14 protein-coding genes and 1 riboswitch are annotated in these 12475 nt (G+C 65.2%); of the genes, 6 read left to right on the top strand and 8 right to left on the bottom strand.

The genetic code is table 11. From position 1 onward, the window contains the following. Positions 1-64 precede the first annotated feature (64 nt). On the top strand, positions 65-556 hold the full coding sequence (locus tag J2X92_RS08095; RefSeq protein ID WP_373424805.1) for a FecR family protein: 492 nt from the start codon (positions 65-67) through the stop codon (positions 554-556). Beyond that, positions 553-1167, top strand: a complete 615-nt coding sequence (locus J2X92_RS08090; RefSeq protein ID WP_307574816.1) for an OmpA family protein — start codon at positions 553-555, stop codon at positions 1165-1167. The genes J2X92_RS08095 and J2X92_RS08090 overlap by 4 nt, the downstream gene beginning before the upstream one ends. Before the next feature lie 36 nt (positions 1168-1203). Here J2X92_RS08090 and tyrS read toward each other — a convergent pair whose 3' ends face one another. After that, positions 1204-2436, bottom strand: a complete 1233-nt coding sequence (gene tyrS / locus J2X92_RS08085; RefSeq protein WP_307574814.1) for a tyrosine--tRNA ligase — start codon at positions 2434-2436, stop codon at positions 1204-1206. A gap of 156 nt (positions 2437-2592) precedes the next feature. Between tyrS and J2X92_RS08080 the strand changes: the two genes are divergently transcribed. Then, positions 2593-3933, top strand: a complete 1341-nt coding sequence (locus tag J2X92_RS08080; protein ID WP_307574813.1) for a peptidoglycan DD-metalloendopeptidase family protein — start codon at positions 2593-2595, stop codon at positions 3931-3933. A gap of 44 nt (positions 3934-3977) precedes the next feature. Then, positions 3978-5108, top strand: a complete 1131-nt coding sequence (locus J2X92_RS08075) for an anhydro-N-acetylmuramic acid kinase (protein ID WP_307574811.1) — start codon at positions 3978-3980, stop codon at positions 5106-5108. A 75-nt stretch (positions 5109-5183) separates the two neighbouring features. On the opposite strand, the gene erpA is transcribed toward J2X92_RS08075, so the two are convergent. The 3 genes from erpA to rplM form a co-directional block, all read right to left on the bottom strand. Then, the gene (gene erpA, locus J2X92_RS08070) at positions 5184-5549 is read right to left on the bottom strand and encodes an iron-sulfur cluster insertion protein ErpA (RefSeq protein ID WP_007827949.1); all 366 of its coding nucleotides are present in this window, start codon (positions 5547-5549) and stop codon (positions 5184-5186) included. Positions 5550-5728: 179 nt separating this feature from the next. Next, positions 5729-6121, bottom strand: a complete 393-nt coding sequence (rpsI, locus tag J2X92_RS08065) for a 30S ribosomal protein S9 (protein ID WP_093016926.1) — start codon at positions 6119-6121, stop codon at positions 5729-5731. A 12-nt stretch (positions 6122-6133) separates the two neighbouring features. Continuing rightward, a complete protein-coding gene (rplM, locus tag J2X92_RS08060; RefSeq protein WP_028259766.1) occupies positions 6134-6565 on the bottom strand; it encodes a 50S ribosomal protein L13 in 432 nt (143 codons plus the stop codon). Between the two features lie 195 nt (positions 6566-6760). Between rplM and J2X92_RS08055 the strand changes: the two genes are divergently transcribed. Beyond that, complete coding sequence (locus J2X92_RS08055) at positions 6761-7714, top strand: 23S rRNA (adenine(2030)-N(6))-methyltransferase RlmJ (protein ID WP_307574803.1); 954 nt, start codon at positions 6761-6763, stop codon at positions 7712-7714. Between the two features lie 28 nt (positions 7715-7742). Here the strand turns inward: J2X92_RS08055 and J2X92_RS08050 are convergent, their stop codons facing one another. The 4 genes from J2X92_RS08050 to ahcY form a co-directional block, all read right to left on the bottom strand. Further along, complete coding sequence (locus J2X92_RS08050) at positions 7743-8336, bottom strand: septal ring lytic transglycosylase RlpA family protein (protein WP_307574801.1); 594 nt, start codon at positions 8334-8336, stop codon at positions 7743-7745. Positions 8337-8425: 89 nt separating this feature from the next. Next, positions 8426-9250, bottom strand: a complete 825-nt coding sequence (metF, locus tag J2X92_RS08045; RefSeq protein WP_307574800.1) for a methylenetetrahydrofolate reductase [NAD(P)H] — start codon at positions 9248-9250, stop codon at positions 8426-8428. 10 nt (positions 9251-9260) lie between these two features. Next, complete coding sequence (locus tag J2X92_RS08040) at positions 9261-10049, bottom strand: TlyA family RNA methyltransferase (RefSeq protein ID WP_307574798.1); 789 nt, start codon at positions 10047-10049, stop codon at positions 9261-9263. Further along, positions 10049-11488 carry an adenosylhomocysteinase gene (gene ahcY / locus J2X92_RS08035; protein ID WP_307574796.1) on the bottom strand — a complete coding sequence of 480 codons (1440 nt, stop codon included), beginning with the start codon at positions 11486-11488 and terminating at the stop codon, positions 10049-10051. The genes J2X92_RS08040 and ahcY overlap by 1 nt, the downstream gene beginning before the upstream one ends. A gap of 66 nt (positions 11489-11554) precedes the next feature. After that, positions 11555-11623: riboswitch (S-adenosyl-L-homocysteine riboswitch) on the bottom strand. Positions 11624-11742: 119 nt separating this feature from the next. Between ahcY and J2X92_RS08030 the strand changes: the two genes are divergently transcribed. Further along, entirely contained in the window at positions 11743-12378 is a 636-nt protein-coding gene (locus J2X92_RS08030) for a hypothetical protein (protein WP_307574795.1), read from the top strand. Positions 12379-12475 lie beyond the last annotated feature (97 nt).

Genomic DNA, 12475 nt, shown 5'->3' with positions numbered 1-12475 from the left:
CTATGCGTACGCACGCGTTTTAATATTTGTCTCACCGCGAGACATTCGCAGAGAGGGTGATGTGATGAAAAAATTCTCGAGCGTCATGGGAGGGCTCGCCTTGTGTGGCGCAGCGGCGTTCGCCCAAGCACAGAGTCCTTCGAGCCCGCCAGTTGCCAAGCCCGTCGCCGAGCCCCAGGCGGGATTCGTTAAGTCGGTACGCGGCAACGTTCAACTACTGAGCGCCGCCGGCACGAGCCGAACGGCCAGCGCGGGCGATGCACTGGCCGCCGTCGATCGTATCGTGACGGGTCCGGACTCATCCGCCTCGGTGGTCCTGCGCGACGACACCACCCTGATGGTCGGGCCGTCTTCTCGATTGGACTTGAAGGAATTCCATTTCAATTCCACGACGCATGAAGGTGGCGTGCTCGTTTCGCTGCTGCGCGGTTCGATGCGCATGATCACCGGCCTCATCGGCAAGACCAATCCCGACGCGATCCGCGTGGAAACGCAAACCGCCACGATCGGCATCCGCGGCACCGATTTCATCGTCCAGGCCGACGGCCAGCCATGAATGTGTTGAAGACCCGCGCCCTCTCCTCTCTTGCCGTGGCGATCACGGCGTTGCTCGCCGCTTGTGCGGCACCGGGTACCCGCGTGGTGCTGCTGCCCCAGGCGGACGGTAAGCCTTCTGCCGTGGCGGTACGCGTCAAGGACGGCGAAGAGATTCTTTCCAAGCCCTACCAGCGCGCCACCGCCTCGGTCGGCGCGTCCGGCGCTCCGGTAGTCGACCAGGTCGACCCGGCCAAGGTGCATGCCGAGAACAAGTTCCTGTTCGACATGCAGCCACCCCCGCCCCAGCGCTACACGTTGTATTTCGACGTGGGCGGCACCCGGCTCACGCCAACGTCGCAGCAAATCGTGAACGAAGCATTGGCTGCAGCGCAGACCCGCAGCGGCAGCGACATCGTGGTGACCGGGCATACCGACACCAAGGGCGCGCTCGAGCAGAACGACATGCTCTCGCAGCGCCGCGCACAAGAAGTGGCGCAGATCTTCGTGGAGCGGCAGTTCCCTGCGAAGCGCATCGAGGCTGTGGGCCGCGGCGAGCGCGAACTCGCCGTTCCCACCGCCGACGAGGTGGACGAACCGCGCAACCGGCGCGTCACCATCGAGGTCCGATGAGGTCCGCGGCGCTGCCTGGCGCCGCTCCCCCGTCCGTCAGCCGACCGTCACGCGCGCAAACTTGCGCTTGCCGACCTGCACCACATAGCGGCCCGCGGCCAGCTTGAGCGCTTTGTCGCTGATCACCACGGAGTCCACGCGCACGCCCCCTCCGTCGATCAGCCGATTACCCTCCGAGGTCGAAGGAGCCAATCCCGCTTGCTTGAGCAGTTGCGCAATGCCCAGCGGGGCGCCTTGCAGCGACACCTCGGGAATGTCGTCGGGCACACCGCCCTTGCTGCGGTTGATGAAATCCTGCTCGGCCGCATCGGCCGCCGCCGCGCTGTGGAAGCGCGCAGTGATTTCCTTGGCCAGCGCCACCTTCGCATCCTTCGGGTTGCGCCCGCCCGCGATCTCCGCCCTGAGCGCCTCGATCTGCGCCAGCGACTGGAAGCTCAGCAGCGTGTACCAGCGCCACATCAGCTCATCGGAGATCGACAGCACCTTGGCGAACATGGTGTTGGCGTCTTCGCTGATTCCGATGTAGTTGTTCTTGCTCTTGGACATCTTTTCGACGCCATCAAGCCCCTCCAGCAGCGGCATAGTGAGTATGCACTGCGGCTCTTGACCGTATTCCTGCTGGAGATGCCGGCCAACGAGCAGATTGAACTTCTGGTCGGTCCCGCCCAGCTCAAGGTCGCTTTTGAGCGCCACGGAGTCGTAGCCTTGCATGAGCGGGTAGAGGAATTCGTGCACCGAGATCGACTGGCCGGCCTTGAAGCGCTTGCTGAAGTCGTCACGCTCCATCATCCGCGCCACCGTGTACTTGGCCGCCAGCTGGATCATGCCGCGAGCGCCCAGGGGGTCGCTCCACTCGGAGTTGTAGCGGATCTCGGTCTTTTCGGGGTCCAGCACCAGGCTGGCCTGCCGGTAGTAGGTCTGGGCGTTGGCTTCGATCTGCTCGCGCGTCAGCGGCGGGCGGGTGCTGTTGCGGCCCGACGGGTCGCCAATGGTGGTCGTGAAGTCGCCGATCAGGAAGATGACCCGGTGCCCCAGGTCCTGAAGCTGCCGCATCTTGTTGAGGACAACCGTATGGCCAATGTGGATATCCGGCGCGGTGGGGTCCAGCCCCAGCTTGATACGCAACGGCGTTCCGGTGGCTTCGGAGTGCTGCAGCTTGCGCACCCACTCGTCCTGGGGCAGGAGCTCGTCGGCACCGCGGAGGGATATTTCGAGCGCTCGTCTTACACCATCGGACAGGCCATTGGATGTAACAGATTCGGGATTCATAGGCTTTTTGGCTGATTTTCAGGTTGCCGAAGCTATACTCAGCCCGACTATTCAAGCGCCGGATTCTAAGCGGCGCTTTTTCCGCACCGTCCTGCCGCCCTGACCATCCTGGGCTTTGCAGCGCGGATTTGCAGAACCTGAGCTGGAATTCAAAGTTTGATCAACGGCATTCTTGCCGCCGAGGAGCTCCTCGCTTCTCGCGTGGCCTATACGTTCCGTACCTACCCCAAGCAGATCACCGCGGCCATTGCGGCGGTCCTGCTGAGCGCCGGAACCCTGGCGGTGGCCTCCCTGGGCCCCGATGCATCCGACCTCCCGGTCCAACAGGTCCTCGAAGCGACCGCTCCGCTGTCTTTCGCAGAACAGAGCCAATCGCTCGAGAACTTCAGCTTCACGCTGTTTCGCACCGACATCACGCGGTCCAGCGACACGGCCGAGGCCCTGTTGAAGCGCCTGGGCATTTCCGACCCCGCCGCCACCGCGTTCGTGCGCGGAAGCAGCGAAGCCCGCAATGCGCTGTTCGCGCGCGCTGGGCGCACCATCACGGCCGAAGCCACGCAAGAAAACCAGCTCAAGAAGCTGAGTGCCCGCTGGATTCCCGATGGTGACGGCGGCTTCAAGCGCTTTGTCATCGAGCGCACGCCGACCGGCTTTGCCGCCATCACGGAGCGCGACACCCTGACGCCGGGTTCGCGCCTGGCCAGCGGCAGCATCCGCACATCGCTTTTCGCGGCCACCGACGACGCGCGCATTCCCGATGCCGTGGCAAGCCAGCTGGCAGACATCTTCGCGGGCGACGTCGACGTGCGCTCGCTGCGCAAGGGCGACCGCTTTGCCGTGGTCTATGAAACCTTCGAGGCCGACGGCCAGGCGCTGCGCAGCGGCCGCGTACTCTCGGCCGAGTTCGAGAGCGGCGGCAAGGTGCACCAGGCCGTGTGGTTCCAGCCGCAGGGCCAGAAGGGCAGCTACTACCGCCCGAACGGCGACAGCCTGCGCAAGGCCTACCTGAGCTCGCCGGTCGAGTTCTCGCGCGTGTCCAGCGGCTTCGCGATGCGCATGCACCCGATTCTCAACAGCTGGCGCCAGCACAACGGCATCGACTTTGCGGCGCCAACGGGCACCGCGGTTCGCAGCGTCGGCGATGGCACGGTCGATTTCGCCGGCACGCAGAACGGCTACGGCAACATCGTCATCATCAAGCACCGCAACAACCAGCAGACGGCTTACGCCCACCTGAGCCGGGTCGACGTCAAGGCCGGCGAAAGCATCAGCCAGGGCCAGACGATCGGTGCAGTGGGCTCCACCGGCTGGGCGACGGGCCCCCACCTGCATTTCGAGTTCCGCGTGAACGGCGAATACCAGGATCCGGCCTCGATTGCCCAAGAGGGCGGCGCCCCCATCACCGCGGCCTTGCGGCCCGCCTTCGAGCGCATCGCCGTGGGTGCCCGCACCGAACTGGCTGCCGCGTTCTCGGTCATCCAGGCCAGCGCGGACTGAGTCGCAGCGCACGGCGTTCGTCGCGATCGCCCTCTTATTCAGCAATGGCCGCCGGCGAACTGTTCATCGGCCTGATGTCCGGCACGTCGCTCGACGGGGTCGATGGCGTACTGGCCGACTTCTCGCACGGCCGCATGTCCGTGCAGGCCTACGCCACCGCCCCCTTTCCTGACGCGCTGCGAGCCGAGCTGCTGGCTCTGAACACGCCCGGCGACAACGAACTGCATCGCGCAGCCTTGGCCGGCAATGGCCTCGCCCGGATCTATGCCGGCGTGGTGGGCCAACTCCTGGCGGACGGCGGCACTTCAGGCAGCAAGATCGCTGCTCTCGGCGCCCACGGTCAGACGGTGCGCCACCGGCCCACCGAATTCGATGGCGTCGGTTACACGCTGCAACTCAACAATCCCTCGCTGTTGGCCGAGTTGACCGGTATCGAGGTGGTGGCGGACTTCCGCAGCCGCGACCTCGCGGCCGGCGGCCAGGGTGCCCCGCTGGTGCCGGCCTTTCACCGCGCACTCTTCGCGCGGGCCGGCCAATCCGTGGCGGTGCTGAACATCGGCGGCATTTCCAACCTGAGCCTGCTGCCACCCGCCGATGCGCCGGGAGATCCTGCCGTGCTTGGCTTCGATTGCGGGCCTGGCAATGCCCTGATGGATCACTGGTGCCAGCTTCACACTGGCCAGCCCTTCGACGACGCCGGCCAATGGGCGGCCAGCGGACAGGTGCTTCCCGAACTGCTCGCACGGCTGCGGGCCGAGCCTTTTTTCGCGAAGCTGCCGCCCAAAAGCACGGGACGCGACCTGTTCAACCCCAGCTGGCTTTCCGCGTGCCTCGGCACAGCGGCAAACGCCGCGGCCGCCGACGTGCAGGCCACCTTGGCCGAATTCACTGCCAGCGTGTGCGCGGCCGACCTCCTGAGCTACGGAAACAATAGCAAGGTGCTGATTGTTTGCGGCGGCGGCGCCTTGAACGACCACCTGCTTGCTCGCTTGCGCGCGCTGCTGCCGGGCGTTGAAGTGGACCCCTCCTCGAAGCACGGCCTGCCGCCGCAGCAGGTCGAGGCCGCGGCGTTTGCCTGGCTGGCGCGCAGCACTGTGCGGCGCGAGGCAGGGAACCTTGCCAGCGTCACGGGAGCGCTCGGCGCTCGCGTCCTAGGCGCGATCTATCCCGCTTGAGCCGAGCGAGTGGGCCCTGCGCCCAGCAAAAAGCCGCCCAAAGGCGGCTCTTCAAAGAACGCAAGGACGACCGGCTCAGGCCGAGAAGCTCGATCCGCAGCCGCAGGTGCTGGTGGCGTTCGGGTTCTTGATCACGAACTGGGCGCCCTGCAGATCTTCCTTGTAGTCGATCTCAGCGCCGACCAGGTACTGGTAGCTCATGGCGTCGATCAGCAGCGACACACCGTTCTTGGTCATGGTGGTGTCGTCTTCATTCGTGATTTCATCGAAGGTGAAACCATACTGAAAGCCCGAGCACCCACCGCCCTGCACGAATACGCGCAGCTTGAGATCGGGGTTGCCTTCTTCCGCGATCAGGTCGGCCACCTTGGCGGCCGCGCTGTCGGTGAAGACAATCGGTTCGGGCATCTGGGTCTGGATGTTTTCGGCAACAGCGCTCATGTGGGGTAACTCCTTGGGGGGCCGGACATGCGGCCAATGAACCAATGCTACTGCAATGCCGCATTCCTGGCTGGACGACGGCAGCGAGCACCCATGGAAAGTGGGGTCGAACACACCACTACCAAGGTGCTGCAATGAAAAAGCCGCCCGAAGGCGGCTCTTGTCCGTAGCGAACAGTATCAGCGCTTGCTGAACTGCTTGCGGCGGCGTGCAGAGTGCAAACCGACCTTCTTACGCTCGACTTCACGTGCATCGCGCGTGACGTAGCCAGCCTGGCTCAGCACCGGCTTGAGGCTCGCGTCGTAGTCGATCAGCGCACGGGTGATGCCGTGGCGCGTTGCGCCGGCTTGGCCCGATTCACCGCCACCAGCCACGTTGACCATGACGTCGAACGTTTCGGTGTTGTTGGTCAGCACCAGGGGTTGCTTCGCGATCATGATCGAGGTTTCGCGGCCGAAGAACTCTTGGATGTCCTTGCCGTTGACCGTGATCTTGCCCGAGCCCTTTTTCAGAAACACACGGGCGACGCTCGATTTGCGACGGCCGGTGCCATTGTTCCATTCACCAATCATTCTCAAGGCTCCTTACAGTTCCAGCACTTTGGGCTGTTGGGCGGTATGCGGGTGCTCAGCGCCACCGTACACCTTGAGTTTCTTGATCATCGCGTAACCAAGCGGGCCCTTGGGCAGCATGCCCTTGACAGCCTTTTCCAGGGCGCGGCCCGGGTGCTTGGATTGCATGTCGCGGAAGTTGGTCGCCGTGATACCGCCGGGATAGCCCGAATGACGGTAGTACACCTTGTCGATCGACTTGGCGCCGGTGACGCGCAGTTGCGCGGCGTTGATGATGACGATGAAGTCACCGGTATCGACGTGAGGCGTGTAAATGGCCTTGTGTTTGCCGCGCAAACGGAGAGCAACTTCGCTGGCTACTCGTCCGAGGACCTTGTCGGTCGCGTCAATCACAAACCACTCGTGCGTCACGTCAGCGGGCTTGGCGCTGAACGTTTTGGTCATGAGTTTTTCTCTTGAAAAGAGGGTTTGGCGAGCCCTTTTCCACGGTCGGCGTTCCTCTGACGGGAATCTCTTAGGTGGGAAGTTGATCTTCGCCGCGGGGCTACAAAAACGCTGCGAAGCCCGCGATTATACGAAGAATCGGCCAATCCGGGCAAATTGAGCGCGCCACCCGCCCAAGCCGTTACCATCGACCCTATGTTCAGTTACCGCCACGCGTTCCATGCCGGCAACCACGCCGACGTGCTCAAGCACACGGTGCTGATTGCCACACTCGACCACCTGCTCGAAAAAGAAGCAGCGCTGACCGTGGTCGATACCCACGCCGGCGCCGGCCTGTACCGGCTCGACGGGGACTACGCCGGCACTAGCGGCGAAGCGGCCGAAGGCATATTGCGCCTGCTTTCCGAGAAGAAAGCACCTGCCGCCCCTGCTCCGGCTGCAAAGTCAGCTACCAAAAAGGTAGCAACACCTGAAGCCGAAGCCCCCTTGGCCGATGCGATTGCGCGCTACCTGAGCGTGATCCACGACTTCAACCCCAAGGGCGGCGCCCGCATCTACCCCGGCTCGCCTTTTATCGTGCAGCATCTGCTGCGCGACCACGACAAGCTCAAGCTGTTCGAGCTACACCCGACCGATGCCCGCACGCTGGACGCGAACATCGCGCAACTTGAGGCGGGTCGCCAGATCGCGGTGCTGCGCGAAGACGGCTTCGGCAGCGCCACCAAGTTCCTGCCGCCGCCTTCGCGCCGTGCGCTGGTGCTGATGGACCCGAGCTACGAGATCAAAAGCGACTACGGCCGCGTGCTCGACTTCGCGGCCGAGGCGCTCAAGCGCTTTGCAACCGGCACCTACGCCATCTGGTACCCGATCATTCCGCGGCCCGAGGCGCACGACCTGCCGCGGCGGCTCAAAACGCTGGCCACCAAAGCCGGCAAGCCCTGGCTGCACGCCACGCTCACGGTCAAGTCGAGCAAGCTGACCACCACGCCCACGGGCGAAACGCAGCGCCCAGGCCTTCCGGCCAGCGGCATGTTCCTGATCAATCCGCCCTATACGCTGAAGCCGCTGCTGGCCGCCGCCCTGCCCCAGCTGGTGGAGCGGCTGGCCCAGGATCGGCACGCCGCCTTCTCGCTCGACGCTGGGGGCTAGCCTCTCCCTTGCGGGTCTTCTTCAGGGCTTATCGGCGGCCGCGCGGCGGCACTTTCGCCTGGCGGCGTCCAGGTGAGGGGGAGGCCACTGGCGCCTGCGCGTCCGCCACCTCGACCTCGGCACCCCCGCAGCGCATGCCCTCGTGGTCGACGATCGTCAGCGCAACCTGCTTGATTCCAAGCCCGATCAGCCCAATGCGCTCGGCGGCGCCCCGGCTCAGGTCGATGATGCGGCCCTGCGCATACGGCCCACGATCGGTGATGCGCACTAGCACCTCGCTGCCGTTGACCAGGCTGCGCACGCAGACACGGGTATTGAACGGCAAGGTCTTGTGGGCCGCGGTCATGGCCATCATGTCGAAGCGCTCGCCGCTCGCGGTCTTGCGCTGGTGGAACGGAATGCCGTACCAGGACGCCCCGCCGCGCTCGAAGATCTCGCGGGGCCCGTCGCCAGGCACGCCGTCGTCCGGCCCCAGCTCGCCGCTACCCGACACGGCCAGGTCGTAGCGCACCGACGGCACGCTCGATCGAGCCGGCGCGCCCGGCGGCACAGCCAACTGGCGCGGCAGCGGCAGGAGCTTGGCGTCCTTCTCCGGCTGGCCGCCCTCGGTTGCGGGAGGCATGGCACAGCCGGCCATGGCGCAGGTCGCCACCACAAGCGCGACGCGAAACGCCGCGCGCAGCGAACTTGCTGCTCCTGCGCGCGCCTCCCTCAATCGAGGCGCTCCAAAACAGCCAGCGTCGCGGTTGACTGGTTCATCGTGTAGAAATGCAGCGCCGGTGCGCCGCCGTCTCGCAGACGCGCGCAAAGCTCGGTCACCACGTCGAGGCCGAAAGCCTTGATGGATGCCGTGTCATCGCCGAAGCCCTGCAGCCGCAGCCGGATCCAGCGCGGGATCTCGGCGCCGCAGGCATCCGAAAAGCGCATGAGCTGCGTCGAGCTGGTGATCGGCATGATGCCGGGCACGATGGGCGTGTCGAGCCCCAGCTTGCGGGCCTCGTCGACAAAGCGAAAGTAGGCCTCGGGACTGAAGAAATACTGCGTGATCGCCGAGTCGGCCCCGGCCTTCACCTTGGCGGCGAAGGCCTGCATGTCGGCTTCAGGCGAACGCGCCTGCGGATGCACCTCGGGGTAGCACGCCACCTCGATGTGGAAATCGCGGCCGGTTTCTTCGCGGATGAAAGCCACGAGGTCGCTCGCATGCAGGAATTCGCCACCGATGCCGTAACCGCTCGGCAGGTCGCCGCGCAATGCCACGAGGCGCTTCACACCCATGGCCTTGAGCTCGGCGAGTTGCTCGCGCACCGTGGCCCGCGTGGCACCGATGCACGAGAAGTGGCTCGCGGCATCTACGCCTTCGGACAGGATCTCGCGCACCGCACCGAAAGTGCCCTGGTGCGTGGAGCCGCCCGCGCCGTAGGTGACCGAGCAGAACTCGGGCTTGCGCGCATACAGCTGCTGGCGCACCGCGCGCAGCTTGACCGCGCCTTCGGGCGTCTTGGTCGGAAAGAATTCGAAACTGAGTGGAAGGCGCACCTGCGTCTCCTCAAGAGCCGTTCGCGCCAACTGCGCGCACGGCGTGAATGAAAAACTCGCGGTTGCCATCACCGCCGGCAATGGGGCTGTCGAACCACTGCAGCACCCGCAGGTCGAGCGCCTCGCAGGCATCGCGCAAGCGCTTTTCGACCACCGCATACATCGACTCGTCGCGCACGATGCCGCCCTTGCCGACCTGCCCCGGCTGCAGTTCGAACTGCGGCTTGACCAGCATCAGCAGGTGTCCGTCGCCGGCCAGGAAAGGCACCACGGCAGGCAGCACCAGCGTCTGCGAGATGAACGACAGATCGCCGACGATCAGGTCGAAGCGCAGCTCGGATGGCTCTTCGCCCTCCTCTTGCAAATCGTCCGGCGACAACGCACGCGCATTGACGCCCTCGATGGCGACAACACGCTCGTCCTCGCGCAACCGCGCATGCAACTGCCCGTGGCCCACGTCCACGCCAACCACCTTTGCGGCTCCGCGCTGCAGCAGGCAATCGGTAAAACCGCCGGTCGACTGGCCGACGTCAAGGCACAGCTTGCCCGATGGGTCCACGCCGCTGGCCGCCAGCGCGCCTTCGAGCTTGAGTCCGCCGCGCGAGACGTAGCGGGCCTCCGCAGCGTCGTCGAGTTCGACTTCGGCCGATTCGGGCACTTCGTCGCGATTCTTCACGACCGAGCGCCAGGCGTCGCCCGTGCCCGCGTCGCGCCAACGCATGCCGCCGGCAATCAGCCGCACGGCCTGTGAGCGCGAAGCGGCAAAGCCGCGTTCCACGAGCAATTGATCAGCGCGCATCAGTACCGGTACGTGTCCGCCTTGTACGGACCCGCCTTGTCGACGCCGATATAGGCAGCTTGCTCGTCGGTCAGCTCGGTGAGCATGGCGCCAACCTTCTTCAGGTGCAGCCGCGCAACCTTCTCGTCCAGGTGCTTGGGCAGCACGTAGACCTTGCCGGCCTGGTAGGCATCGGGCTTGGTGAAGAGCTCGATCTGGGCGATGGTCTGGTTCGCGAACGACGACGACATCACGAAGCTCGGATGGCCCGTGCCGCAGCCCAGGTTCACGAGGCGGCCCTTGGCCAAGAGGATGATCTTCTTGCCGTCGGGGAACTTGATGTGGTCGACCTGCGGCTTGATCTCTTCCCACTCGTACTTCTCGATCGACGCCACGTCGATCTCGTTGTCGAAGTGGCCGATGTTGCAGACGATCGCCTGGTCCTTCATCGCAACCATGTGTTCGTGGCGGATCACGTCCTTGTTGCCGGTGGTGGTCACGAAGATGTCGGCCTTGTCGGCGGCGTATTCCATCGTCACGACCTTGTAGCCTTCCATCGCGGCCTGCAGGGCGTTGATCGGGTCGATCTCGGTGACCCAGACTTGTGCCGACAGCGCGCGCAGCGCCTGGGCCGAGCCCTTGCCCACGTCGCCGTAACCGGCCACGCAGGCCACTTTGCCGGCAATCATCACGTCGGTGGCGCGCTTGATGCCGTCTACCAGCGATTCGCGGCAGCCGTAGAGGTTGTCGAACTTGCTCTTGGTGACCGAGTCATTCACGTTGATGGCGCGGAACAGCAGCGTGCCCTTGGCGCTCATCTCGTTCAGGCGGTGCACGCCGGTCGTCGTTTCCTCGGTCACGCCGATGATCTCGGCCGACTTGCGGGTGTACCAGGTCGCATCCACAGCGAGCTTGGCCTTGATGGCCGCGTAGAGAATGCGTTCTTCCTCGCTGGTCGGGTTGGCGAGCACGCCCAGGTCTTTTTCGGCGCGCTGGCCCAGATGCATCAGCAGCGTGGCGTCGCCGCCGTCGTCCAGGATCATGTTCGGGCCTTCGCCGTTCGAACCCTTGGGTCCGAAGTCGAAGATGGCGTGGGTGTAGTCCCAGTAGTCCTTCAGCGACTCGCCCTTGATCGCGAACACCGGCGTGCCGGCGGCGGCAATGGCGGCGGCGGCGTGGTCCTGCGTCGAGAAGATGTTGCACGAAGCCCAGCGCACGGTGGCGCCGAGCGCCTGCAGCGTCTCGATCAGCACGGCGGTCTGGATCGTCATGTGCAGCGAGCCCGTGATGCGCGCGCCCTTGAGCGGCTGCGCCTTCGAGAACTCTTCGCGAATGGCCATCAGGCCGGGCATCTCGGTTTCCGCGATGCGGATTTCCTTCCGGCCCCAGGCGGCCAGCGACAGGTCGGCAATCGCCTGGTCGGCGGTGGAAACGGGGGTGGGCTTGAGAACAGCGCTCATGAGAACTCCAACAAAGCTAGTTTGAAAGGTGCCACTGCGTTCGGGGAAAAGACTCACCGCGAGAACAGCGGGTGAGCGTGGTTGCGATGTGGTCCGAGCCTCACGCCTGATGGCGCTGCAACGCTCCTCGGAACCGCGAATTGTAGACGGGGCGGGCAAAACGAGCCAATCGCTCGGATATCCCGCATCCCGGAAAGCGCCTTTCGGCACTGGGGCGTACATTGATTTGCCCTCAAACCACGGAAATTACATTCATGCGCTTCAGAAGAATCTCCCCCGCCCTGCTGGCCTCGGCGGCCCTTCTGGCCGCCGGCGCGCCGGTCCTCACCTCCGCACAGGCGGCGTCCGACCCGGTGCGCATTCGCGGCACCATCGTTCGCGTCGATGCAAAGACCCTCGTCGTGCAAGACCGCGGCGGTGAGGTCGTCAGCCTCGCGCGGCCGGCCGACATGACGGTGTCGGAGGTCTATCCCATCAAGCTGAGCGACATCAAGCAGGGCAGCTTCATCGGCACCGCCGCCATGCCGCAGGCCGATGGCACGCAGAAAGCGCTCGAGGTGGTGGTGTTCCCGGAGGCCGCGCGCGGTACCGGCGAAGGCCACCGTCCATGGGACCTGCTGCCACAGAGCACCATGACCAACGCCACCGTCGCCGACCTGGCCGCGGCGCCAAAGTCGGTGCGCGGCGGGCAGCAGCTTCGGCTGACCTACAAGGGCGGCGAGAAGACCGTGGTCGTCCCGCCCGATGTGCCTGTCGTGACTTTCCGCCCCGGCACAGAGTCGCTGCTGGTGCCCGGCGCCAAGGTGCTGGTCAATGCACAGGAAAAGAACGGCACGCCCACGGCGCTGCGCGTGACCGCGGGGCGCAACGGCTTTGCGCCCCCGATGTAGCCCAAGGGAAATCCCGCAGGCGAATTTGTCGCCGCGGGCACCGCGGCCGAGCCGGTGCGGCGTATCGTGGCGAGGGACTTTTGCCATCCGGCCGGTC

The organism is Variovorax paradoxus, from assembly GCF_030811855.1.
In the GTDB taxonomy this organism is placed as follows: Bacteria; Pseudomonadota; Gammaproteobacteria; order Burkholderiales; family Burkholderiaceae_C; genus Variovorax; species Variovorax paradoxus_L.
This window is presented reverse-complemented; position numbering and strand designations above follow the sequence as displayed.